We start from the raw sequence: 23,177 nt of genomic DNA on the forward strand, positions 1-23,177 counted from the left end.
GCCCCGGCGCGCTTCACCCGGATTGAGAGTCATGAACGCACCGAACATCCTGCTCATCTGCACCGACCAGCAACGTTTCGACGCGCTGGGCGCGTACGGCAACGACGAGATCCACACGCCCCACCTCGACCGGCTGGCGGAGCAGGGCGTGCTGTTCGAGAACTGCTACGTCAACAGCCCCGTCTGCGGCCCCTCCCGCGCCAGCCTCATGACCGGCCGCTACGTGCACGCGCACGGAGCCTGGGCGAACGGCGTCGGCCTGCCCGCGCACGAGCGGCTGTTCTCGCGCACCCTGGCCGACCACGGCTACGACTGCGGCCTGGTCGGGAAGTTCCACGTCGGCGGGGCCTGCTCGGACGGCCGGCTCGAACCGCGGCTCGACGACGGCTTCCGGGTGTTCCGCTGGGCCCACGACTCCTATCCGGGGTCGTCCGAGAACGCCTACCACCGGTGGCTGCGCGCCGTCCGGCCGGATTTGTACGACTCCGCCGCCCGGGCCGGCTCGGGCACCGGCTTCGACGCCCTGCCCACCGAGTTCCACTACAGCCGGTGGATCGGCGACGAGACCATCGACTACCTGCGGCGCTCACGCGACACGAGCAGACCCTTCTTCTTCGTGGCGAACTTCTTCGACCCGCACCACGGATTCGGCGCGCCGAAGGAGTACGCCGACGCCTACCGGGGCAAGTCTCTGCGGCGTCCGGTCACCCGAGACCAGGAGCTGGCCGGCAAGCCCCCCGTGCTCACCGAGGCGTCCCACCGCTCCTACGCCGGCCACGCCCGCGGCTACGTCGAATACACCGAGTCCGAGCTGCACGACGTCAAGGTCAACTACTACGCGATGGTGAGCCTCGTGGACGACGAGGTGGGCCGGATCCTCGCGGCCCTCGACGAGACGGGCCTGGCCGAGAACACCCTTGTCGTCTTCACCAGCGACCACGGCGAGATGCTCGGCGACCACCAGCTCATGCTCAAGGGCCCGATGATGTACGAGTGCGCCGTCCGGATCCCGCTCATCATGCGCTGGCCGGCCGGGCTGCCCGCCGGCGAGCGGCGGGCGGAGCTCGTGCAGTGGATCGACCTGGCGCCCACGTTCCTCGCGGCGGCCGGCGCGCCGCCGCTGCCGCGCGGGCAGGGGCTGGACCTGCTGCCGCTGGCCCGTGGTAAGCGGGACGCGCCGGTCAGGGGCTGGGCCCTGTGCGAATACCGCAACAGCGGTCATCCGTACGCGGAGCCGGTGCACACCACGATGCTCAGGCGGGACCACTGGAAGATCGTCGTCTACCACGGCGCGCCGTCCACGACCCGGGCGCGCACCGGCGAGCTGTACGACCTGGAGCGCGACCCGGCGGAGCTGGACAACCTGTGGGACGACCCGGCGCACGCGACCGTCCGGGCCGGGCTGCAGGAGTCGCTGCTCGACGTCCTGGTCGCCACCGAGGACCGCAGCCGGCCACGGCTCGGGGACTGGTGAGGACGCGTCCGCCGCGCGTCCTCACCGGCCGGTCACCCGATCTCGATCAGGGTGAACTCGATCTCGGGGACGCTCCGCCCGCTGCGGTGGTCGAACACAGCCGCGCCCCACTGGGTGAACTCGGGCGTCTTGTCCCGGTAGCCACGATTGCCGCGCAGCGTCACCCGCCGGCTGTCGCGCACGCTCACCCCGTACGGGTGCGGGCCGAGCACGGTGGCCACCCGGAAGAGCACGGAGTTGGCCAGCAGGATGTCCCGGCAGCGCTCGATCTCGACCGCCTGCGAGCGCCAGCCGTAGATGTGGTCCTCGGTCTGCAGGCCGAGGAAACGCCACCCCGACACCCTGCGCAGCACCACCTCGCGGGTCTCGTGGTGCTCGATGGAGAGCTCGTACAGGCGGGCGGGCACGTCGGTGTCCTCGACGAGCAGGCCGTTCTCGGCCCAGCCGTTGATGCTCCACACGTTGACGAACGTGCCGCCACCGCCGCGCACCCAGATGCCGTACTTGTGCGCGCCCCTGTAGGTGTAGCCGGGGTCGCCCGAGGGGGCGTCCGCCGGATGCCACTTGACGAACTGGGTGGTGATGTCCGCCAGATAGGAGTCCGCGCCTGAGCGCCAGAGGAGGTTGACCGCGCCCGGGGTCTGCCGGGCGGTGTCCAGGCCGAGGCCCGTGACGGTGTTCCGGCCGCCGCGCGGGGTCGACACCAGCGCCCGTGGCGCGCCGGGGTCGGTGAAGTGCGGGTGGCCGTCGACGGCGAGCAGCCAGGTCTGCCGGGGGTGCAGGCCGATCAGGTTGGACGTGCGCCGCAGCTTGAGCGTGTCGGAGAGAACGTACCGGCCGATCGGGACGAACACCGTGTCGTGCCGGTCCACGGCCGCCTGGAAGACGGCCAGGTCGTCCTCGCCCTTGCCGATGGTGCGGCCCATCTCGGCCGCGACGTCGGCGACGCTCACCCACGTCCTGACCGGTGGCGGCGGCGGGGTGTCGGCGCGCAGGTTCGCCCGGACCCTGGCCGTGGGGGCGCCCGCCGTGAAGTCGGCGTGCACGCCTTCGCGCCTGGTCTCCCTGCCGGTCAGCGCGCGTTCGACGCGCAGGCCGTACGTCAGCTCGCGGACCAGCGCCGACGGCTTCCCGACGGCGGTGCGGGCGCCGCTGCCGGCCAGCAGGAGCAGGTCCCGGGTGGCCGAGGTGGTGCAGTTGAGCAGCGTGAGCTGGTTGCTGCGGCGGATCCGGTCGTCGTCCGCGCCGGGGATCGACGCGCTGTCGTTGAGCACCACGGCGACGTCGCCGACGTCCTGGAAGTGGGAGTCCTGGACGTAGAGGTGCTGCCACTGGCCGGGCACCGACTCGAACGCCCGTGGCGTGCGCGCGACGATCGCCCTGACGACGACGAGCTTGGCGTCGTTGTTCATCACCACGGCGGCCCGGCGCTGGCCCTCGAACCGGCAGTCGAGCAGCGTCGTCTGCCAGCCGGCCGAGGCAGCGAAGGCGTTCAGGCCCACCTCGCCGCCGCGCACCCGTACCCGGTGGATCAGGTTGGCGTTGTGGTCGATGCCCGCGCGGCCGTCGCCGGCGTCGATGTCGAGGTCCTGCAGCAGGCAGAGCTGCGCGCCGCCGAACCGCACGGCGATGGCGTCAGGGTTGCCCGGTTCGATGGTGATGTCCAGGTTCACCAGCGCGGTGCCGAACGTGTCGTTGTTCGCGTACGTGACGGGGCCGCCGACCGGGCGCCGGCGGAAGGCGAACACGTCGCGCGCCGTGCCCGAGGCGTAGCCGGGGGAGTCCGCCCCGAGGACGAAGCGGGGCCGCCGCCGGCCGTAGCCGATCACGCGTACGGAGTCGTGCACGTTCACGGGGGCCGACAGCCGGTACGTGCCCTCGGGGACGAGCACCACGCCGCCGCCGTCGCCGGGCGGGAAGTCGCGGGCGCCGCCGAGTATGTCGCCGAGCCCGTTCGCGATCCCGCGCCGCGACGCCTCGTCCACGGCCGCCTGCAGCGCCGCCGTGGCGTCCCCCGTACCGTCGGCCGGGGCCTCGAAGCCCGGCCCGCCGAGCACCACGGCGTACGGGTCGGGCGGGAGCGCGGTGAAGACCGAGGTGAACGTGGTCGGGTCCAGGTGATCAACGGGGCCGACGGGCCCGGCTGGCGCGGTCGGGTTCAGCCCACCGGCCGATGCGGCGGTTGCCGGGAGCAGCGGTAATGCGGCTGTGCTCGCGGCCAGCGTGACGAAAGCGCGACGAGAGTACATGGCTGGTTCACCCCTTGAAGCCCGGCCCGTTCCTCGATGTGCTGCGGCCGGGTGAGAACGAGACGATCAGGACGCGGGAGGCCGAGGCCCGGCACCGGGTCCGGCGGCGGCGAGGGTGGAGCCCTCGATGAGTTCGCACGGCAGCAGCTCCTGGGGGGTGCCGCCGTTCTCGATCACCCCGGTCAGCAGCTCGACGGCCCTGCGGCCCATCTCGCGCCGGGGGATGAGGAATCCGGTGAAGTCGATGTCGGAGCGGACCGGCCGGGTGGCCGAGCCGAGCGTGACCACGGACAGGTCGGCGGGGACGGAGATCCGGTGCCGCGCCGCCGCCATGAAGGTGACAGCGTCGGCCTGCTCCTCGAAGAACGCGACCGTGGCGCCGGTCGCGAGCACCGCGTCCACGTCCGGCGCGCCGCCCGCCTTGACGCCCTCGACGCCGAGTTCCGTCACCGCGTCCAGGAAGCCGCGATGGCGGTCGGCCCAGGACTCCGCGCCCGTCCCGGCTCCGACGTAGACGAGCCTGCGGTGCCCGAGCGCCACCGCCCGCCGTACCAGGGCGCCGGCGGCGGAGGCGTAGTCGGCGCCCACGTACGGCACCGGCCCGCCCGCGTCGTCGCGGCGGCCCACCGACACGAACGGGATCTGGTCGGTGATGAGCCGCGCCAGGTCGTCACGGTCGACCGTGTGGCCGAGCAGCACGCACCCGTCGGCCAGGCGCACCCGGCTGTCCTGGTCGAAGATCCGCCGCCGGCGGCCCGAGGCCCGCGCGCTGGTGAACAGCAGCAGGTCGCAGCCGGCCTCCTCGGTGCACTCCTCGATGCCGACCAGGAACGGATGGTAGAAATCGGCACTGGTGGCCGGGAAGACCGCTTCGTAGGTGAAGACGCCGAGGATGCGGTTGCGGCCCTCGGCCAGCCGGCGGGCGGCCGGGTCGGCGATGTAGCCGGTCTCCTTGATCACCCGGATCACGCGCTCCCTGGTCTCGGGAGAGATGCGCACGGCGCCCTCCGCGCGGTTGTTGAGCACCAGCGACACGGTGGTCTGGCTCACTCCCGCCATGCGGGCGATGTCCTGCTGCGTGAGACGTCTCGCCACGGCTCCCTCTCCTCGCTCAAGGGCGTCAGCTGGGAGTCTGCGACCTCACCGAGCCCGGCGTCAAGAGTGAAAGCCCAGTAATAATTCGCATTACCATGATCATGGCGAGGGCGACGGGGTCACTGCGCGGGGGCGGCGGCGTCGTGCAGCCGGGCGGCGTCGTGGCTGGGCGGGACGCCGTACTGGCGCCGGTATTCGCGGCTGAACTGGGACGGGCTGTCGTAGCCGACGCGGTGCGCGACGGCGGTGACGTCGTGGGCGCGGGAGGCGAGCAGGAGCCGGGCCCGCTGGAGCCGGATCTGCTTCTGGAACTGGATCGGGCTGAGCGCGGTGACGGTCTGGAAGTGGCGGTAGAACGCGGAAGGGCTCATGCCGGTCAGCCGGGCCAGCTCCTCGACGCGGAAAGGCTCGGCGTAGTGGTCCTGGATCCACCGCACGGCCCTGGAGACGTGGCTGAGGCTGCTGTCGGCCAGGCCGAGCTGGCGTACGGCGTCGCCCTGCTCCCCGGTGAGCAGCCGCCAGAGGATCTCGCGCTTGACCAGCGGCGCCAGCACCGCCTGGTCGCCTGGGTCGTCCAGCAGGTTGACCAGGCGGATCAGCGCGTCGAGCAGGCCGTCCGTCATGCCGGCCACGGCGATGCCCGGCAGCGCCCCCGCCCGGGGGCGGGGCAGGCCGCGTGAGCCCGCCTGCAGCAGCAGGTCGGCGATGGCCGGCGGCTCCAGGACGAGCGCCAGCCCCAGAGCCGGGCGCTCCGGGCTCACGTCCACGAAGGAGCCGCTGACGGGCAGGTCCACCGAGGCCACCAGGTAGCTGCCCGGGCGGTATTCGAGGACCCGGTCGCCCACCGTGAGTTGTTTGGCGCCCTGGGCGAGGACCGCCAGCACCGTGCCGGACATCGAGGGCGACGGCGGGCCGTCGCGCTCGACCCGCGCGATGTACAGGCCGTCGATGGCGGTGGCCTCGTCGGGCCGGACGTGCCGGGCCAGCGCCGCGCGGAGTTCGTCGAATCCCATGCTCTGGATTTCATCACACCCTTGGCGTGGAGGATCGGGCAAGAAGTGAGGAGGTTCATTCTACCGTCTGAGCAGCTCAAGCGGTGAAATGGAATCACACAGTCGGGCGGCGGAGAATCGCCTTGCTGGAGGAAAGTACATCCCGAGAAGGAGCATCGCCATGAAGGTCGGATACGGGTTCAACGCTGCCATGACCGCCAAGCCCGGCATGGGGGAGCGGCTGGTCGAGCTGTTGCTGACCGGTCTGAACGAGGGCAACCCGGCCGCGAGCGAGCACTGCCTGGTCTACCTCGTCAGCCGGTCGGCCTCCGACCCCGACGTCGTCCACGTCACCGAGGGCTGGAGCAGTGAGGAGGAGCACCACCGGCTCTTCGCCGGCCAGGCCGCCCAGGACCTCGTCGCCCAGGTCCAGGAGCTGGTCGCCGCGGAGCAGCCGTACACGGACTACGTCCCGGTCGGCGGCAAGGCCACCTTCTGACGCCGCCCCGGCTCAGAGGCCCCGGCTCAGGGAGCCGCACCACCTCGGAGCCCCCGCGCACAACCTGGGTGCCCTGCGCGCCACCCGAAACCCCGCATCACCCGAAACCGCGCAGCACCCCGCAGAAAGGAACCCCCATGTCCCGCCCCGCTCTCGACCCTGAGCTGAACACCCTGCTCGCCGGCATGCCCCTCGTCCAGGAGATCACCCCGGAGCTCCTCACCGACCTGCGCGGCATGACCGCGGTCCCGGTCGAGCCGCTGCTGGCCGGCCGGGCTCTGAACCGGCGCGAGATCACCGTCCCGGTCTCTGGCCCGGTCTCTGGCCCGGTCCCCGGTCAGGAGGGCGCGCGGATCCCGATGACGATCCTGACCCCCACAGATGCCGGCGCCGAGCCCGGTGACCGTGCCGGGGCGCCGTGCGTCTACTGGATCCACGGCGGTGGCATGATCATGGGCGACCGGTTCTCGCAGCTCGACATCCCGCTCGAATGGCTCGACCGGCTCGGCGCCGTCGTGGTCACCGTCGACTACCGGCTCGCCCCCGAGGCCGGGGGCACCACCCCCGTCGAGGACTGCTATCAGGGCCTGCTGTGGCTGGCCGAGCACGCCGCCGAGCTCGGCATCGACCCGGACCGCATCGTCGTCGCGGGCGCCAGCGCCGGCGGCGGGCTCGCGGCGGGCGTCACGCTCATGGCGCGCGACCGTGGCACGCCGGCGCTCGCGGCCCAGGTCCTGATCTGCCCCATGCTCGACCACCGCAACACCACCGCCTCCAGCCGCCAGTACGCAGGCGACCCAGGCGTGTGGACCCGCGAGACCAACGTGTTCGCCTGGAAGGCCCTGCTTGGTGACCTCCCTGACGACCAGGTGCCCGCCTACGCCTCACCCGCCAGGGCGGACGACCTGTCCGGCCTGCCCACCACGTACGTCGACGCAGGCTCGGCCGAGGTCTTCCGCGACGAGGACGTGGAGTACGCCACCCGCATCTGGGCCGCGGGCGGCCAGGCCGAGCTGCACGTCTGGGCCGGCGGCTTCCACGGCTTCGACGCCCTCTTCCCCGAGGCCGCCCTGTCCGCCACCGCCCGCCGCACCCGTACCGACTGGCTCACCCGCACGCTCACCCGCCCCGAGCCCGCCCGCGACTGACCACCGCCGGGCGAGGAGCACCGGTGAGGGCTGCGTCCGACCCCAAAGCGCCCTCAAACGGGCAGCGGCCGGCGCACGCCCTCGGTCGACTCCCGCGCGTCCAGCCGGTACGGCGCCAGCCGCACCTCGAACGGCAGCGGCTCCGCCGCCCCGATGCGATCGGCCAGGCACCGGACGGCCAGGGCGGCGATGGCGGCCTTGTCGGGGATCACGGTGGTGAGGGACGGCGTGCTGTAAAGCGCCTCCTGCGACCCGTCGATACCCGCCACGGCCACCTCCCCAGGACAGTCCACCCCGGCTTCGTACAGGGCCCGCTGCGCCCCGATCGCCAGCAGGTCGCTGAAGCAGAAGACCGCGTCGGGCCGGACGCCGGCCGGCAGGGCGAGCAGGGCGCGCATGGCGAGCAGGCCGTCGGGGCGGTCGAACCGCCTGACCGCGGGCGCGAGGCGCGGGTCGTACGTCAGCCCGGTCTGGTGCAGCGCCTGATGGAAGCCTTCCAGGCGCTGCCGGGAGGAGGCGGACGGCGTGGTCGTCACCCCGATGGCGGCGATCCTGGTCCGGCCCAGCCCGGCCAGGTGCGCGGTCACGTCACGCGCCGCCGCGACATTGTCGATCATGACATGGTCGGCGGTGATCCGGTCGCGCTCGTAGCCGCGTTCGCCGAGCAGCACCAGCGGGATCTCGTGGGTGACAGGGGCCAGCTCGTCGAGCGAGACGTGCAGCGGGGAGAGGATCACGCCGTCGAGCAGGTCGGCCCCGACGCCGGTGGCCAGGCGCAGCTCCTCCTTCGCGTCGCCCGCCGTCTCCTCGATGAGGACGGTGAGGCCGAGCCGGGGGGCCTCCGCGCGTACGTGCTGGGCGAGCTCCGCGAAGCAGGGCGTCGTCAGGCTGGGGACGGCGAGGGCGATCAGCCCGCTGCGGCCGGTACGGAGCCGGCGCGCCGACGGGTTGGGCCGGTAGCCGAGCTCGTGCACCGCCCTGTTCACCCGGTCCCGCGTCGCCGCCGACACGTTCTGCACCCCGCGTACAACGTTGGAAACGGTCTTGATCGACACGCCCGCGCACCTTTGAGATCGACCGCGGCTTCCTGCGCACGGGCACCTTCCAGGGCCGCCAGTACGCCGTCCCGCAGGGCCGCGGCATCACCGGCTACGCCTACGACTCCGCCCTGTACGCCAAGGCCGGCGTCCCCGCGCCGCAGCCGGGCTGGACCTGGCAGGACTTCGAGCGGGCCAACCAGGCCATCGCCGCCCTCGGGCTGAAGGGCCCCGACGGGCGGCCGGTCACGGGCGCCAACGACGGCGGCGGCAACGAGGACATCTTCGAGACCTGGCTGCGCAGCCGAGGCGGGCAGCTCTACGCCGACCAGAGCCGGCTCGGGTTCACCGAGGACGACCTCACCGAGTTCTGGACGTTCTTCGACCGGATGCGCAGGCAGGGCGCGGTCGCCTCGGCCGAGGACACCGCACAGGCCGGTAGCACCGAGACCAGCCCCATGGGCCGCGGGCTGACGGCCGCCGACTTCACCTGGGACGCGCCCTTCCCCGGCTACACGACGCTGCTCGGCGGGGACATATCGCGGGAAAAGTCCGAGCCGGCCCCGTACCAGTGGCGCAGGTCGTGATCACCTGTCATGATCTTGGCGAATCGTAACTGGGTCGGGAACGAGGTCGTTGATGAAGAGAACGTCGGTGCGCCGGGCGGGTGTCGTGGCGCTGGCATTGACCAGCCTGATGACGGTGGGCGCCACCGCGCAGGCCGACGCCCAGCGGCTCGCCAGTTCCTGCGGCCTCAGCTTCTGCCTGTACGAGCACGACGACTACGCCGGCGCCGAGCAGGAGTTCCTGTTCACCTCCAACAACACGTGCGCCAACGTGACCACGCTGAACAACAAGGCCAGCTCCATGCGGAACCCGTCGGCCGGCCGGATTCGGTTCTACAACAGCGCCAACTGCTCGGGCTCCTACGGCTACGCCGCCGCGCCGCGGTCGTCGGACAGCGACCTGACGAACAACGACTTCGACAACAAGACGAGCTCCGTCAAGCGGGTCAGCCCGTAACGTCCGAGGTCACAGGGGTCCGGTGAGCGAGAGGTCCGCCCGGCGGCGGAGCGCTGTCGTGGTGCTCCTGGCCGCCCTGGCGGCGGCGTGCTCGCCGCCGCCACCCCCGCCACCACCCCCGCCGCCACCACAGGTGCCGCCTCCGGGCGCGCAGGCGCGGGCGATCTCCTTGCCGTTCGATCGCTACAACTTCACCCCGGCCGACATCTCGATCATCGAACGCGCCGAGGACCTCCTCGTCCGCGACTGCATGCGGAGCAGGGGCCTGGCGTGGGAGACGCTGCCGCCCCCGGCCGAGGACGACCTGGAGCCGCCCAACCGCCGCCGCTACGGCATCGTCGAACCGGAGATCGCCCGTCTGTACGGCTACCACGTCGCCCCCGAGCGCCCCTCCGTGGCCAGGCGGAGCGCGGCGAGCGAGAGCCGTACCGCGAGCCTGTCGGAGCAGGAGCGGCGGGCCGCGTACGACGAGAGCGGCGGCTGCCTGCGGCAGGCGCGGGCGCGCATCGAGCAGGGGGCGCCCGAAGTGGACTCCGCGCTGTTCAACCAGCTCATCACGCGGACGTTCGAGCAGTCGCGGCGGGAGGCCGCGGTCGTCCAGGTCTTCCGGGCGTGGAGCGCGTGCATGCGGGCCGGTGGGTGGCGCTACGACGACCCGCTGGCCGCCATCACCGACCAGCGGTGGCTGGGCGGCGGCCCGGCCACGGACGAGGAGATCCGCGCGGCGCGGGCGGACGAGCGGTGCAAGGTGAGCACGGGTCTCGTCGCGGTGTGGGCGGTGGCCGAGAAACGCCTTCAGGAGGACGCCGTCCGCGTCCATCCTGAGACGTTCGAGGCCCTGAAGGCGGCCAAGGACCGGCAGTTGGAGACCGCCCGCACGATCATCGCCGAGGCCCGGTGACCGCCGGCGACGGAGCCGGCCGGCTCAGGTCGCCCGCCTCTCGCGGCGTTTTGCCGGGAGCGTCGCGGTCCTGAGCCCGTCGCCGCGAGTCGTCGCCGTCATGCGAAGGCTGTGTGACGGCGGCGAGGAGGGTCAGCTTCTCGGCGTCGTCGCTGCCGGGGTCCGGGTGGTAGATGACGAGCGTCCGGCCGCCGCCGACGCCCAGCCGCTCCCGGTTCAGCCGAAGCAGGCCGAGCTGGGGATGGTCGATCTCCTTGGCCGCGCCTTCGCACGCGTTCACGTCGTGGCGAGCCCAGAGCCGGCTGAACCGGGGGCTGGCCAGGGAGAGCTCGCCGACCAGCTCGATGAAGCGGGGATCGTCCGTGTCGGTGCCGACGGACGCGCGGAACCCGGCGACCATGCCCGCGCCGGCGCCCTCCCAGTCGGGGTAGAGGGCCTGTTCGGCGGGATCGAGGAACGTGTCGCGCAGCCGGTTCGCCCCCGGCACGAGGCGCGGTGACAGAGCGGTCGCCAGCGCGTTGACGGCCAGGACGTCGAGGTAGCGGCCCTCGACGTACGCGGGCAGCGCGAGCGTGGCGACGAGCTTGGCGACGCCGGGAGGAACGCTCTCCTTGCGCGGCCGGCGCCGCCGCCGGCGGGGTTCGGCGGCGGCGAGACTCAGCAGGTACGCCGTCGCGGCCTCGTCGAGCCGCAGCACGCGGGCGAGCGATTCGAGCACCTGCACGGACGGGTTGCGGTCGCGGCCCTGCTCCAGACGCAGGTAGTAGTCGGCGCTGATGCCCGCCAGCATCGCCACCTCCTCCCTGCGCAGGCCCGGCACCCGGCGCACACCGTGGACGGGGATCCCGGCCTGCTCGGGGGTGACGAGCTCACGCCGGGCCCGTACGTAGTCGCCCAGCGGGTTCGCTCGCTCGCTCATCCCTCCACGGTATGTGCCGGGACCGCGTACGTGCCTGGTCCTGTCACCCCCAGGATCGCGGCGGCCCTGGCTGTGCGCGGGGCCGGCGGGCAGCGTGGCCGGCGAAGGACGTACGAAATGAGGAGAGAGACCACTATGTCGACATATCTGCTGGTACACGGCGCCTGGCACAGCGGGGAGTGCTGGAAGCGGGTGGTCCCGCTGCTGGAGGCGGCCGGGCACCGGGTGTTCGCGCCGTCGCTGACCGGCTACGGCGACAGGGCGCATCTGCTCGGCCCCGAGGTGGGGCTCGACACGCACGTCGCCGACGTCGTCCGGCTGATCACCGACGAGGACCTCACCGAGGTGGTGCTGGTGGGGCACAGCTATGCCGGGCTGGTGATCTCGTCCGTGGCCGGGCAGGTCCCCGGCCGGATCGCGGAGCTGGTCTACCTCGACGCGATGGTCCCCGAGGACGGGGAGAGCGCGGCCGATGTTATGCCCGTGACGCGGCAGCTGATCGAGCTCGCCGCGGGATCCGGGGACGGCTGGCGGGTGCCGCCGATGCCCGAGCTGCCGCCGCCCGCGGGCCTGTTCGGGGTCACGGACCCGGAGGACGTCGCCTGGCTGCGGTCGATGCTGTCGGACCAGCCGGTGCGCTGCCTCACCGAGCCGGTCCGGCTGGGCGGGCCGGCCGCGCGGGCGATCCCCCGTACGCACATCCACTGCACCGTCGGCAAGCCGGAGGGGGTCGTCCGCCGTCCCGTTCCCGAGGTGCAGCCGAACGGCCGCCCCGCCCAGGTGTGGGAGCTGCCGACCGGCCACGACTGCATGATCACCATGCCGGCGGAGCTCACCGACCTCCTGCTCAAGCTCGCCTGAGCACGGGCGCGCGGCGGCGGCCGGCCTCCACGGCGCATCCGCGCCAGGACCCCGCCGCCCGACCGCCCGAACGCCCGCCGCGCGAACGCCGGGCACCCGACCGTCGGCTGCCCGGACACCCGCCGCGAAGCCGCCGGGCGCCCATGTGTGACCATGGTCGGCGAACAGCCGAGCCGGCCGGACGGCCTCGTGACCCCGACGCGAGGCTGCCGCGACCGGCACCCCGGAGAGAACATTGACGCACTACGCCCCCCGCCCCCAGCTCGCATGACGGCCGCCACCGAAGGATCCGCACCCCGGCGGGTGGCGCTGATCGTGGCCGTCGCCTTCTTCATGCAGAACCTCGACATCACGATCATCAACACCTCGCTCCCGCAGATGGCGCGGACCTTCGGCGTGGACGTCGTCAGCGTGAACGTCGGCATCACCGCGTACGTCGTCGCCGGCGCGGCCTTCATCCCGCTCGGCGGCTGGTTGTCGGACCGGTACGGCGCCAAGCGCGTGTTCGCCATCGCGATCGTGATCTTCGGCCTGGCCTCGATCGGCTGCGCGGCCTGTACGGAGTTGTGGCAGTTCGTCCTTGCCCGCGTCATCCAGGGCATCGGCGGCGCGTTGATGATGCCGGTCGGCCGCATCATCGTGCTCAAGAACGCCGGCAAGGCCGACCTGCTCCGCGCGACGGCGCTGATCACCTGGCCGGCCCTCATCGCCCCGGTCATCGCCCCGGTCGTCGGCGGCGCGCTGACCACCTGGTACGGCTGGCAGTGGATCTTCCTGCTCAACGTGCCGCTCGCCCTGGTGGGCACCGCGCTGGTGCTGGCGTACGTCCCGGGTGTGCGCGAGCCGGACCCCAAGCCGCTGGACTGCGTGGGCACGGTCCTGATCGTCACGGCGCTGAGCCTGACGATCTACGGCCTGTCCGAGCTGGCGCAGCCGTCGGCGCTCGGGCTGGACCTCGCCCTGCTCGCCGTCGGCTGCCTGGTGGGCGCGGTGGCCGTGTGGTGGTTCCGCCGGGCCGCCCACCCGCTGATCGCGCTGGGGCCGCTGCGGGTGCCGACGTTCGCCGCCACGACCCTGCACGCGGGCAACCTCATCCGGCTGGCGATCAGCGCGACCCCGTTCCTGCTCCCGCTCATGCTGCAGGAGGCGTGGCGGCTGACGCCGCTGGAGGCGGGCCAGGTCGTGCTGGTGTACTTCCTGGGCAACCTGGTCGTGAAGACGGTGACCACACCGCTGATGCGGCGGCTCGGGTTCCGTACGGTGCTGGCAGGCAACGGCGTGGCGGTGGCCCTGTCGATCGGGGCGCTCGGGCTGGTGGACGCCGGCACCGGGTTCGCCGTGGTCGCCCTGGTGGCGTTCGCCGCCGGGGTCACCCGGTCGATCGAGTTCACCGGGATCAACACGCTGTCGTTCGCCGACATCGGTCCCGCCGACCGGGCGGCGGCTTCGACGTTCTTCAGCATGACGCAGCAGATCTCGGTGGCGCTGGGCGTGGCCGCCGCCGCGATCGTCCTCCAGGTGTCGCACGGCTCGGCGGCCACCCCGCTCACGCAGGAGGACTTCTCCCTCGCGTTCGTGCTGACCGGCGCGGTCGCACTGGCCGGCGCCCTGCTGATGCTGCGCCTCCGCCCCGACGCGGGCCACGAGGTCACCGGTCACCGACCCAAGAGCAAGGTGGCCACCAGTGGGTAGTGACTCTCCGGTGCCGACCGAAAACGGTAAATAAATGCCGCGCAAACCGGTCGCGGAATATGCGGGAATTTGCCGGGGGTAGCAAACTAGTTCTCCCCATCGCATGGCGTCTCGGATAGCATCGTCATTCACTCGGATATTTCCGGCGGTGCGGGGTGTAACAGGATTGACGTACCAGGGGGAGGATCCAGCGGGAGAGTGGCCCGACACTCTCGACGTGGCCCGAATGCTGAAGGACGGCTGGCGTCCCCGCCCCTTCCGGCAGTTCCTGCTCAAGGTGCACAGCCGCTGCAACCTCGCCTGCGACTATTGCTACGTCTACACGCTCGCCGACCAGAGCTGGCGCTCCAAACCCATGGTCATGGCCCCCGACCTGGTCACGGCCGTCGCCGGCCGCATCGCCGAGCACGCCACCACGCACAACCTGCGCTCGGTCCGGCTGATCCTGCACGGCGGCGAACCGCTCCTGGCCGGCCACGCCTACCTGCGCAAGGTCGTGGAGACGTTACGCGCCGCGGCTCCGGCCGGCCTGCACATTGACGCGGTCGTGCAGACCAACGGAGTGCTCCTCGACGAGGCCGCCCTGCGCACGTTCCGCGAGCTCGACGTGCGGGTGGGCATCAGCCTCGACGGCGGCAGAGGGGCCAACGACCGCAACCGCCGCTACGTCGACGGCCGCAGCAGTTACGACGCCGTCGCCGACGCGCTGACATTGCTGCGCGCCCCGGAGTTCCGTCCGCTCTACACCGGTCTGTTGTGCACGGTGGACCTGGCGAACGACCCCGTCGAAACATATGAGTCGCTGGTGCAATTCGAGCCGCCGATGGTGGATTTCCTGCTGCCGCACGGCACCTGGGAATCGCCGCCGCCGTATCGATCATCCGACCCGACGAATACGCCCTATGGCGACTGGCTGATCGCCGTTTTCGACCACTGGTACGGACGCAGCGGTGAAACGGTCGTCCGCCTCTTTCAGGAGATCGTCACCCTGATGCTGGGCGGCGCGTCGGCCAGCGAGGCGGTCGGGCTGACGCCGTCCACGCTGGTCGTCATCGAGACCGACGGCACGATCGAGCAGACCGACTCGCTCAAGGTCGTGCGGCACGGCGCCCCCGTCACCGGCCTGAACGTGGTCGACCACCCCTTCGACCTGGCCCTCACCCACCCCGGGATGGTGGCCAGGCAACTGGGCGCCGACGCGCTGAGCGACACCTGCCGCGACTGCCGGTTCGGCCGGGTGTGCGGGGCGGGCCTCTACCCCCACCGCTACCGTCCCGGCACGGGCTTCCTCAACCCGTCCGTGTACTGCCCGGACCTCTACCGGCTGATCGAGCACATCCACAACCGTCTCGTCGGCGACCTCCGCCGCGCTTCTCGTTGAAAGGATCCGCATGCCCCCCAGCGATCACCGCCTGCCTCGCCATGCCCTGTCCCGGCTGGCCTCGGGGGGCGGCGGCGCGGACGCCGTACGCCACCTGGCCGCCCCGCAGCGCAGCAAGCGCCTGCTCAACGTGGTGGGCACGATGCGGATGGCCGCCGAGGTCGGCCATCCGCACGCGCGGGCCGCAGAACACGCCTACGACGTGCTCGCCGAGATCGAGAAGAAGAGCCCGGCGGCGGTACGCGGCACGCTGGCGCATCCGGCGGTGGGCGCCTGGGCCGCCCTTGCCGTCCGTTCGCTGGAGGTGGGCGATACTCCGGACGGATCCGGCGATCCGGCCCGGCTCGGCGCGGTGGCCGCCGCAGCCGCGCTCAAGTCGGGCATGCCGTGCGAGGTCCAGGCGCCCGTCTCCGGCGGCACGATCATGCTGCCGTCCCTCGGCCGGCTCGAACTGGGCGACGCCCAGGACGACGGGCTCGCCGACCTCGTCGTACGCGCCGACGGCCGGTTGGAGGCCGGGGAGCTCTGCCTGCGTCCCGGCGCCGGGGAACAGCGCGGTTGGCGTCCGCTCCGTCGGCTGGAGACCGCCGACGCCGGGCTGCGCGTGCTGGTGGACGACCTCGACACCTTCCGCTGGAGCGACACCGCCGAGGTCGGCGGACGCCTGCTTGAGCCGGAGCTCCAGACGTGGCGGGCGAGCCTGGACGCGGCCTGGACGATGCTGCGCGCCCACCACTGGACGATCGCCGAGGAGACCCAGGCCCTCGTCACCGTGCTCACCCCGATCAAGGGGCCGGCCCAGGGCATGAACAGCGCCTCCTCGGGCGACCTGTTCGGGACGATCGGCATGTCCACGCCGCCCGACGGCCGCTGGCTGGCCTCGACGTTCGCACACGAGGTCCAGCACGGCAAGCTCAACGCGATCCTGGACCTGGTCCGGCTGCTGGAACCCGACGAGAGCGACGAGCCGAACCGCTTCTACGCACCCTGGCGCCCCGACCCGCGCCCCCTGTCAGGGCTGCTCCAGGGCGCCTACGCCTACCTGGGCGTGTCCGGGTTCTGGCGGCGGCAGCGGGCGCACGAGAGCGACCTGCGGCCGCACATCGAGTTCGCCCACTGGCGGGTGGCCACGCACCTGGTGACCGGCACCCTGCTGGACAGCGGCCTGCTCACCACGGAGGGCGAACGGTTCGTCGGGGCGATGCGGCGCACCCTGACCCCGTGGCTGTCGGAGCCGGTGCCTCCCGCCGCGCTGGAGATCGCGCGGCAGGAGGCCGAGGCCCACCTGAGCACCTGGCAGGCCGCGAACGGGAGCGCTCCCGTTCACAGGCTGTAGGAGTCGAAGTCCCAGTTGAAGCGCTTGCCGTCGGCGGCGTGCAGCCGCTCCGGGTGGGTGGGCGACAGGGTGGTCTCGTACGCCGCCATTGTCCGGTCGTACAGCTCCGTGGCCTCGTCGATCCGCCCGATGGCCCGCAGGTCGATGGAGAGGTTGACGGCGGCCGAGAGCGACAGGCCGTTCTTGGGCCCGACGAAGTCGCGCACGCCGGTCAGAGTCGCCCGGCCCAGCTCGGCCGCCCGCTCCGGCTCTCCGAGCTCCGCCAGGTCGCCGGCCAGGTTGATGGTGCTGCTGAAGGTGTAGACGTGCGCCGCGCCGAGCCGGTCGAGCAGGCCCTCATAGGTCTTCTCGTCCAGCTCCATCGCCTTCTTCGCGTCGCCGCGCAGCCGGTAGAGCAGGGCGAGGTTGAGCTGGCAGCCGTAGGTGAACGGATGATTCGCGCCGTAGGTCTGCAGGTGACGCTGGTGCGCGTCCTTGGCCAGCGCCATGGACTCCTCCAGGCGGTTCAGCTGGCGCAGGGTGTTGCTCAGCGCGACCGTGGCGGCCATGGTCTCGGGGGAGTCGGGGCCGTAGAGCTTGTTCAGCCTGGTGTGGACGTCCTGGATGAGCTCATTGGCATCGTCGAGGTGTCCCATCCGCCGCTTGGCGATCGACAGGTCGCGGGCGGTGGCCAGCGTGAGCGGATGCTCGATCTTGAGCTCTCTCACGCCGTAGGCGTACGCCTCCTCGCCCACGTCGCACGCCTGCTCGTGATGGCCGGACAGGCGCACCACCCGGGCCAGGTTGTTCCAGAACGACTGCAGGTCCCACCTGTTGACCCCGTGCCGGGCGCTGCTCTGCTCCACGAAGGCGAGCTGCTGCAGCTCCAGGGCGGTGTCGTAGCGGCTGAGCAGGGCGTGGTCGAGGGCCAGGTTGTTGATGGCGCGCAGGGTCGTCTGGTCCTTCGCCCCGTATTTGGCCTCGATCGCGGCCAGCGATGCCGCGTCCTGTTCCAGGGCGTCCTGGAAGCGGCCCTGGGTGCGCAGGTTGGCGGCGTAGGTGAGGGAGATGCGCAGCGTCTCCTCGTGGTCGTTCCCGAACACCTCGCGCATCAGGTCGAACGTCCTGTCGTTGAGGTTGAACGACTCCTTGTTCGCACCGAGCTGCCACAGCACGTTGCCCAGGTGTCGGCGCAACCGCAGCACGAAGGGACTGCGGTCGCCCGAGATCGCGGTCCAGCTCTGCTGGAACTCCTCCGCCAGCGACCGCGCGGAGCGCCAGTTGGCCACGCGGTAGAGGTGGCGCACGACGTTGAGGGCGAACTCCTGCACGCGCTCGTCGTGGCACTGGGTGAGACCGGACGGGCGCACATGGGGCAGCAGGAAGGTGTACTCCTCCTGGGTGGAGATGTCCTCAGGGTCGGGAGGAGCGCCGGCGGCCAGCAGCAGGTGCACCTCGTGCCGGAACTTGTCCTGCTCCTCGGGTGTGAGCGAGTCGCGCAGCAGCGCCTGCACCAGCCGGTGCACCTGCACCGTGCCGGTGTCGGGCTCGATCCGCAGCAGCGAGAAGCGGGCCAGCTCGGCGAACGCCTGACTGCGGGTGAGCGGATTGGACAGCACCGTCCCCATGCGCTCGGCGCCGCTGTCCCTGCCGCGCTGGAAGACGAAGCGCGGGATCGGGTCAGGGCCGAAGAAGGCCAGGCAGCGAAGCACCTCGGCCGCCTCGGGCATCCGGCTCTCGACCTGGTGCACCGAGAGCTGCCAGGCGGCGGTCATCGTGTGCGGGTATTCGGTGGACTTGCCGAGCTGGAGCAGATCTCCGGTCTGCTCGGCGAGCAGCCGGACGTATTCGTCGGTGGCCATCCCGGTCGTGTCCTGGACGGCGGCGGCCTGCTCCAGCGCCAGCGGGAGATTGCCGAGCTCGTGCGCCAGGTGCACGGCCTCACTCTCGGGCACGTCGCGGCGCAGGCGCTTGCGCAGGAAGGCGACGCTCTCGGTGGTGGAGAAGACGTCCACGGACACGGTCTCGGCGACGCCGCTCCACCTGCTGTTCCTGGAGGTGATGAGCACGTGGCCGTCCTGGCTGCCCTGCGGGATGAAGGGCCGGATCTCCTCAGGATCGTCCGCGTTGTCGAAGATCAGCAGCCACCGGTCCACCGGGTCGCCGCGCTGCAACGCGTCGCGCACCGAATCGGCCGCCTCCTCGATGCCCATGCTGCCGGCGGACGGCAGCTTGAGATCCTCGGTCAGCCCGGCGAGCGCGCTCGGAATCAGCAGCGGCTGGTCGGCCGCGACCCACCAGACCAGGTCGTAGTAGCCGCGGTAGGCCCAGGCGTATTCGATCGCGAGCTGCGTCTTGCCGACGCCGCCCAGACCCTGCAGCGCCTGTGGCAGGGGCACGACGGCGGCCGTGTTGGTCTCCGTCAAGCTTTTCCGCAGCCCGTTGAGCAGGGTTTCGCGCCCGGTGAAATGTCTATTCCGACCTGGGATTTTCCGGCCCCAGATGGGCGGCATCCGGGGCACCGCCGGAGTAACGGCCTGCTCGTTCACGTCGCCTCGCCTTCTCAGTCCCACTGAATTTCGATCCTACGATTGATTCTGGCGAAGGGTAGCCACAGAATCACTATTAAGGCGTTATCCGACGCGTCTTGGATTCAATCCCGCTTTACGGGCGGCCGTAAAGCGGCGACGGGAGGCTGTATGGGCGGCGAACACGCGACCGGCGTCATCGACGTGGACGAGGCGACCTTGGAGGACCTCAGGGACCTCGATCTACCTGTGCTTACGCGAGCACTGCAGCGGATCTCCAGTCCGAGCGCGACGGTCGCGGGTTTCACGTCGGCGACCTGACCTGACGTTCGGAAGTAGTGCCGGCCCGGCTCGCCCGAGATAACAATGTCCATGGGCGCGGGCGGCGCCGGTGGATGCGCGGTACGGTGAGGTCAGGTTTATCTGTCTGCAACCGGGCGACGATGCCCTGCTAATCCGGTGATGCGACGGTGAACGAATTGTTCGGTCCTCCCGACACTAGGCGGCGGAGCGTGGCATGACTTCCAGCGGCAAGGGCCTGGACCCTTTCGTCGGGTTGCAACCATTCCGCCGCGAGGACGTCGCCAGATTCCACGGGCGGGATGACGAGATCGGCGCGCTCACCGAACGCTGGCAGTCCCATCGCCTCACCGTCCTGCACGGCCCGCCGGGCGTCGGGAAGACGTCGCTCGTCGCGGCCGGGGTGCTGCCCAGGCTCGACCTGTCGCGGTTCGACGTGCTGCCCATGGGCGCGGTGAAGCCGCCGCCCTTCGTGCCCGCGGCCGTCATCCCCCAGGGCGGCGACCCGCACGCGTTCGCGTTGCTGGCCTCCTGGTCGCCGTACGAGAACCCGATCCGGTTCGCCGGCCTGACCATCTCCTCCTACCTGCGCTGGCACCACTGGAGCCCGGACCACCGTCCGATCATGGCCGTGCTCGACCAGGCCGACGAGGTCTTCACGGCCTTCCGCCGGCCGTCGCGCGGCCATACCCAGCTGCTCGACCAGCTCAGCGACGCGCTCGCCGCCTCCGAGGACGACCTGCCGCTCCGGCTGCTCGTCGTGGTCGGCGACGAGCAGCTCGAATCGTTGCGCCGGCACGACGGCCTGCGGGCCCACCTGGCCAGGGGCGCCTCCTTCCGGCTCGGCCCGCTGAGCAGGAAGGCCGCGCTGGAGGCGTGCCGCCGCCCGCTCGAAGCGGTGGGTCACGAGTTCGAGCCGGGGGCCGACGAGGCGTTCGCCGACCTGCTGCGGGGCGAAGGGGCGGAGCCGGCGGCCACCGTCGAGCCGCTGCACCTGCAACTGGCCTGCACCGCGCTGTGGGACTCCGTCCGCGACCGCTCCGCGCCCATCGGCGCCGGCGACCTGGTGGACGTCGATGACGTGCTGGGCTCGTTCACCCATCGGATGGTCCACGAGGTGGCCCGCGACCACTTCCGCGGCGACACCGACAAACTGCTCGCGCTGCTACGGCCGATCGCCCGTCAGGACGACACCTGCGAGGAGCTGCCGCAGCCGGTCGCGCAGGCCCTGACCGAACGTCATGTGCTGCGCGCCAGCGAGAAGTGCCGCTACGAGATGCCCAAACGGCTGGTGGAGCCCTTTCTGCGACGCGCCGCCGGCGTTCCCGCCCCGATGGTGGCCGACCGGCTGGCCGTGGCCACCGCCGCGCTGCACAAGGGCTGGTTCGACGTCGCCGAGCGGTACGCCCGCGACGAGATCGGCCAGCGGCCGGACAACAGGGCGCGGGCCCGGGCCGAGTCGCTGCTGGGGGATCTGGCGTACCTGCGCGACGACGTCGACTCCGCTCTTGAGCACTATCGGACGGCGGCCCGCCACTACGACGCGACGCCGGGATCCGAGCAGATCGTCGCCACCCACCTGACCGCCATCGGCACGATCCTGCTCGATCGCGGCGCCTACCAGGACGCCGTCACCCAGCTGGAGTCGGCGGCCAGGCGCAGCAGGGAGCCCGCCATCAGGACCGAGCTGGCCTGGGCGCTGTGGTACGTCGGCAGGGAGAGCGGGGCGGTGGACGTCCTCGACAGCGCCATGCGGCAGAGTGGTGAGCGGCCCGAGATCCTGCGGGCCAGGGGCGAGATCCTGTCCGACCTGGCCAGGCCCGAGCGCGCCCTGAGCGACCTGCGCAAGGTCGAGCCGCACGAGCAACCCTCCACCCAGGCCGCCTACGCGCTGGCGCTGGCGCTGAGCGGCGACGTGCGCAAGGCGGTCGAGGCGGTGCCCCGGCTCGACGTGGACAGCGACGCGGCGACCCTGCTGCGGGCGGCGCGGGTGATGAAGGAGGCCGGGCGGGACTCGGAGGCGTCGCGGCTGGCCTGCCGGGCGCGGGACAGCAGGGGCAGGCGACCGCTCCCGCCGCAGTTGACCGCAGCGGCCGACCGGCTGATTGGCACGGCCTGACGAAAAAATTGGCCGGAGTTTGTCACAGGCGTGACTGGTGGTGCTCTATTATCATATCGAACTTCGGCTTTCAACCGATGTGCCATTTGGGAATCAGAGGCCGCCAACGTCCGTTTTCGCGATATAAGCGGTCGCGGGCGTGGAGCGGACTTCGTGCGTGGTTTTATAGATAATTCGTCCTTTGTGTGGTCTTGGGTGGGATCGACCCTGTCCATGCTGGGCAGCCGCACCATCGGCGTGACCTACCCGCTGCTGGCATATGGTCTCACGCAGTCACCGACGTCGATCGCTTGGGTCATGTTCGCGTCGACGGTTCCTGGTCTGTTGTGGTATATCCCGGCCGGGGCGTGGATCGACAGGATCGGCCCGCGCCGGGTCATGGTGTGGAGCGAGTTCGGCCGTGGCCTGCTGCTCGCGGGGATCGTGTTCGCACTGGTCACCGACACTCTTGAGCTCAAGTTGCTGCTGGTCGTCGCACTGGCCGAGGGAACGCTCTCCGTGCACTCGTCGGTCGCGGAGACCGTGCTGATCCCGTCCACCGTCAAGCCGGACAAGGTGGAGAACGCCTTGGCTCTGCATGAGGCGTCCGTGCACGGCATGGTTCTGGCCGGTCGTCCCTTGGGTGGGCTTCTTTACGGATTTAGCCCCATTGTCGCATTTGCTACAAATGCGGTGATGTTGTTCGCGGCGGCCGCGACACTCAGCGGGCTCCCTCGCGATATCAGGGGGAAAGGAAAGCCGCTCGGGAAGATTTTCGGGGAGATGCGTGGCGGTCTGACCGAATTGCGGAGGAATCGCTTCCTTCGTTCTTCGACGCTCATCACGGCGTTCATCAACTTCATGGTGCAGGGCATGATCGTGGTATTCCTGTCGGAGGCCACGGACGACCATCTCCCCTCCGCCCTGGCCGGCGCCATCCTGGCCGCGTCCGGCATCGGCGGCGTCATCGGGGCGATCACCTCGCTCCGACGGGGCCGGGCCGACCGGCGGCTCCGGCACCGGCCCGTGATGCTGGTGCACCTGTGGGCCTGCATGGTGGCGCTGGTGATCCCGCTCGTCTTCCTCCAGGCGTGGTGGTCGTTCGCGGTCGCGCTGCTCATCATCGGGCTGGCCGGAGGGCTCAGCAACGTCACCATGCGCACGGTGCTCTATGAGGCGCCGCTCGACGAGGTCGCTCGTGTGGCCGCGGTGTCCCGCCTGGGCAGCTACAGCGCCGTCGCGCTCGGGCCGTTGCTGGCCGGTCTGCTGGTCGGGTGGGTCGAGTCCTGGGTCGCTCTGCTCATCCTCTGCCTCCCCATGGGTGTGCTGACCCTGGCCATGACCACGATGCCGGGGTTCAGGAGCGCCCTGGTGTCCGTGCCGAGGCTAGAGACCACGATGCGGGAGATGGAGACAGCCCTGCGCCACGCGGAGGCGGCCGTACTCACGGCGGAGGTCGCGCTGGGCAGGGCCGAAGGGGTCGTGCGGCGGATGGACGACTCCCCGTACGGCGACGAGGGCGCCGAGCCGCCCGTCACCGAGCCGCACGACGCTGGGCCGAACGTCGCCTCGTCGTTCGTTGCCGAACCGCACGTCGGTGGGCGCGTCGCTGGGCAGCAGATCTCCGCTTCGCAGGCTGTCGCCACATAACCGATCGGTGACGAA

19 protein-coding genes are annotated in these 23,177 nt (G+C 71.3%); 13 read left to right on the forward strand and 6 right to left on the reverse strand.

Annotation, left to right across the window (positions count from 1 at the left end):
- The first annotated feature begins 31 nt into the window (after positions 1–31).
- The gene (locus AB0C28_RS17760) at positions 32–1,474 is read left to right on the forward strand and encodes a sulfatase-like hydrolase/transferase (protein WP_358075621.1); all 1,443 of its coding nucleotides are present in this window, start codon (positions 32–34) and stop codon (positions 1,472–1,474) included.
- A 32-nt stretch (positions 1,475–1,506) separates the two neighbouring features.
- Here the strand turns inward: AB0C28_RS17760 and AB0C28_RS17765 are convergent, their stop codons facing one another.
- From AB0C28_RS17765 to AB0C28_RS17775, 3 genes are all read right to left on the reverse strand, one after another.
- Complete coding sequence (locus AB0C28_RS17765; RefSeq protein WP_358075623.1) at positions 1,507–3,723, reverse strand: glycosyl hydrolase family 28-related protein; 2,217 nt, start codon at positions 3,721–3,723, stop codon at positions 1,507–1,509.
- 66 nt (positions 3,724–3,789) lie between these two features.
- Positions 3,790–4,818 (reverse strand): LacI family DNA-binding transcriptional regulator, encoded by a 1,029-nt coding sequence (locus AB0C28_RS17770; protein ID WP_358075626.1) that lies wholly within the window; start codon positions 4,816–4,818, stop codon positions 3,790–3,792.
- A 119-nt stretch (positions 4,819–4,937) separates the two neighbouring features.
- The gene (locus AB0C28_RS17775; protein WP_358075629.1) at positions 4,938–5,831 is read right to left on the reverse strand and encodes an AraC family transcriptional regulator; all 894 of its coding nucleotides are present in this window, start codon (positions 5,829–5,831) and stop codon (positions 4,938–4,940) included.
- 160 nt (positions 5,832–5,991) lie between these two features.
- On the opposite strand from AB0C28_RS17775, the gene AB0C28_RS17780 reads away from it, so the two are divergent.
- The gene (locus AB0C28_RS17780) at positions 5,992–6,309 is read left to right on the forward strand and encodes an antibiotic biosynthesis monooxygenase (protein ID WP_357862435.1); all 318 of its coding nucleotides are present in this window, start codon (positions 5,992–5,994) and stop codon (positions 6,307–6,309) included.
- Positions 6,310–6,446: 137 nt separating this feature from the next.
- Positions 6,447–7,457 carry an alpha/beta hydrolase gene (locus AB0C28_RS17785; RefSeq protein ID WP_358075632.1) on the forward strand — a complete coding sequence of 337 codons (1,011 nt, stop codon included), beginning with the start codon at positions 6,447–6,449 and terminating at the stop codon, positions 7,455–7,457.
- A gap of 53 nt (positions 7,458–7,510) precedes the next feature.
- On the opposite strand, the gene AB0C28_RS17790 is transcribed toward AB0C28_RS17785, so the two are convergent.
- Complete coding sequence (locus tag AB0C28_RS17790; RefSeq protein WP_358075635.1) at positions 7,511–8,512, reverse strand: LacI family DNA-binding transcriptional regulator; 1,002 nt, start codon at positions 8,510–8,512, stop codon at positions 7,511–7,513.
- A gap of 371 nt (positions 8,513–8,883) precedes the next feature.
- On the opposite strand from AB0C28_RS17790, the gene AB0C28_RS17795 reads away from it, so the two are divergent.
- Genes AB0C28_RS17795 through AB0C28_RS17805 form a run of 3 tightly spaced genes read left to right on the forward strand, consistent with a single transcriptional unit; the run spans position 8,884 to position 10,418 of the window.
- Entirely contained in the window at positions 8,884–9,081 is a 198-nt protein-coding gene (locus AB0C28_RS17795; RefSeq protein WP_357862440.1) for a hypothetical protein, read from the forward strand.
- Between the two features lie 52 nt (positions 9,082–9,133).
- Positions 9,134–9,517 carry a peptidase inhibitor family I36 protein gene (locus AB0C28_RS17800; protein WP_358075638.1) on the forward strand — a complete coding sequence of 128 codons (384 nt, stop codon included), beginning with the start codon at positions 9,134–9,136 and terminating at the stop codon, positions 9,515–9,517.
- Between the two features lie 22 nt (positions 9,518–9,539).
- On the forward strand, positions 9,540–10,418 hold the full coding sequence (locus AB0C28_RS17805) for a hypothetical protein (protein WP_358075641.1): 879 nt from the start codon (positions 9,540–9,542) through the stop codon (positions 10,416–10,418).
- On the opposite strand, the gene AB0C28_RS17810 is transcribed toward AB0C28_RS17805, so the two are convergent.
- Entirely contained in the window at positions 10,399–11,337 is a 939-nt protein-coding gene (locus AB0C28_RS17810; protein WP_358075644.1) for a helix-turn-helix transcriptional regulator, read from the reverse strand. The genes AB0C28_RS17805 and AB0C28_RS17810 overlap by 20 nt on opposite strands.
- A 135-nt stretch (positions 11,338–11,472) precedes the next feature.
- Here AB0C28_RS17810 and AB0C28_RS17815 point away from each other — a divergent pair, with 135 nt between their 5' ends.
- From AB0C28_RS17815 to AB0C28_RS17830, 4 genes are all read left to right on the forward strand, one after another.
- Positions 11,473–12,198, forward strand: coding sequence for an alpha/beta fold hydrolase (locus tag AB0C28_RS17815; protein WP_358075647.1), 726 nt, complete (start codon positions 11,473–11,475; stop codon positions 12,196–12,198).
- 267 nt (positions 12,199–12,465) lie between these two features.
- Positions 12,466–13,890 (forward strand): MFS transporter, encoded by a 1,425-nt coding sequence (locus tag AB0C28_RS17820; RefSeq protein WP_358075650.1) that lies wholly within the window; start codon positions 12,466–12,468, stop codon positions 13,888–13,890.
- 226 nt (positions 13,891–14,116) lie between these two features.
- The gene (locus AB0C28_RS17825; RefSeq protein WP_357863189.1) at positions 14,117–15,271 is read left to right on the forward strand and encodes an FxsB family cyclophane-forming radical SAM/SPASM peptide maturase; all 1,155 of its coding nucleotides are present in this window, start codon (positions 14,117–14,119) and stop codon (positions 15,269–15,271) included.
- Positions 15,272–15,281: 10 nt separating this feature from the next.
- Entirely contained in the window at positions 15,282–16,607 is a 1,326-nt protein-coding gene (locus tag AB0C28_RS17830) for an HEXXH motif domain-containing protein (RefSeq protein ID WP_358075653.1), read from the forward strand.
- On the opposite strand, the gene fxsT is transcribed toward AB0C28_RS17830, so the two are convergent.
- On the reverse strand, positions 16,595–19,099 hold the full coding sequence (gene fxsT / locus AB0C28_RS17835) for an FxSxx-COOH system tetratricopeptide repeat protein (RefSeq protein WP_358076475.1): 2,505 nt from the start codon (positions 19,097–19,099) through the stop codon (positions 16,595–16,597). The two genes, AB0C28_RS17830 and fxsT, sit on opposite strands and share 13 nt — an antisense overlap.
- Positions 19,100–19,285: 186 nt before the next feature.
- Here fxsT and AB0C28_RS17840 point away from each other — a divergent pair, with 186 nt between their 5' ends.
- From AB0C28_RS17840 to AB0C28_RS17850, 3 genes are all read left to right on the forward strand, one after another.
- Positions 19,286–19,435, forward strand: a complete 150-nt coding sequence (locus AB0C28_RS17840; protein ID WP_358075656.1) for a hypothetical protein — start codon at positions 19,286–19,288, stop codon at positions 19,433–19,435.
- 196 nt (positions 19,436–19,631) lie between these two features.
- The gene (locus AB0C28_RS17845; RefSeq protein WP_358075658.1) at positions 19,632–21,533 is read left to right on the forward strand and encodes a tetratricopeptide repeat protein; all 1,902 of its coding nucleotides are present in this window, start codon (positions 19,632–19,634) and stop codon (positions 21,531–21,533) included.
- Between the two features lie 183 nt (positions 21,534–21,716).
- Positions 21,717–23,162, forward strand: coding sequence for an MFS transporter (locus AB0C28_RS17850; protein ID WP_358076478.1), 1,446 nt, complete (start codon positions 21,717–21,719; stop codon positions 23,160–23,162).
- Positions 23,163–23,177 lie beyond the last annotated feature (15 nt).

Source organism: Nonomuraea sp. NPDC048892 (assembly GCF_040649735.1).
In the GTDB taxonomy this organism is placed as follows: Bacteria; Actinomycetota; Actinomycetes; order Streptosporangiales; family Streptosporangiaceae; genus Nonomuraea; species Nonomuraea maheshkhaliensis.

Bases quoted from the DNA above. Each gene is read 5' to 3' on its own strand.
- AB0C28_RS17760 (WP_358075621.1), top strand. From the start codon at position 32: ATGAACGCACCGAACATCCTGCTCATCTGCACCGACCAGCAACGTTTC.
- AB0C28_RS17765 (WP_358075623.1), bottom strand. From the start codon at position 3,723: ATGTACTCTCGTCGCGCTTTCGTCACGCTGGCCGCGAGCACAGCCGCA.
- AB0C28_RS17775 (WP_358075629.1), bottom strand. From the start codon at position 5,831: ATGGGATTCGACGAACTCCGCGCGGCGCTGGCCCGGCACGTCCGGCCC.
- AB0C28_RS17780 (WP_357862435.1), top strand. From the start codon at position 5,992: ATGAAGGTCGGATACGGGTTCAACGCTGCCATGACCGCCAAGCCCGGC.
- AB0C28_RS17785 (WP_358075632.1), top strand. From the start codon at position 6,447: ATGTCCCGCCCCGCTCTCGACCCTGAGCTGAACACCCTGCTCGCCGGC.
- AB0C28_RS17795 (WP_357862440.1), top strand. From the start codon at position 8,884: ATGCGCAGGCAGGGCGCGGTCGCCTCGGCCGAGGACACCGCACAGGCC.
- AB0C28_RS17800 (WP_358075638.1), top strand. From the start codon at position 9,134: ATGAAGAGAACGTCGGTGCGCCGGGCGGGTGTCGTGGCGCTGGCATTG.
- AB0C28_RS17810 (WP_358075644.1), bottom strand. From the start codon at position 11,337: ATGAGCGAGCGAGCGAACCCGCTGGGCGACTACGTACGGGCCCGGCGT.
- AB0C28_RS17815 (WP_358075647.1), top strand. From the start codon at position 11,473: ATGTCGACATATCTGCTGGTACACGGCGCCTGGCACAGCGGGGAGTGC.
- AB0C28_RS17820 (WP_358075650.1), top strand. From the start codon at position 12,466: ATGACGGCCGCCACCGAAGGATCCGCACCCCGGCGGGTGGCGCTGATC.
- AB0C28_RS17825 (WP_357863189.1), top strand. From the start codon at position 14,117: ATGCTGAAGGACGGCTGGCGTCCCCGCCCCTTCCGGCAGTTCCTGCTC.
- AB0C28_RS17830 (WP_358075653.1), top strand. From the start codon at position 15,282: ATGCCCCCCAGCGATCACCGCCTGCCTCGCCATGCCCTGTCCCGGCTG.
- fxsT (WP_358076475.1), bottom strand. From the start codon at position 19,099: ATGCCGCCCATCTGGGGCCGGAAAATCCCAGGTCGGAATAGACATTTC.
- AB0C28_RS17840 (WP_358075656.1), top strand. From the start codon at position 19,286: ATGGGCGGCGAACACGCGACCGGCGTCATCGACGTGGACGAGGCGACC.
- AB0C28_RS17845 (WP_358075658.1), top strand. From the start codon at position 19,632: ATGACTTCCAGCGGCAAGGGCCTGGACCCTTTCGTCGGGTTGCAACCA.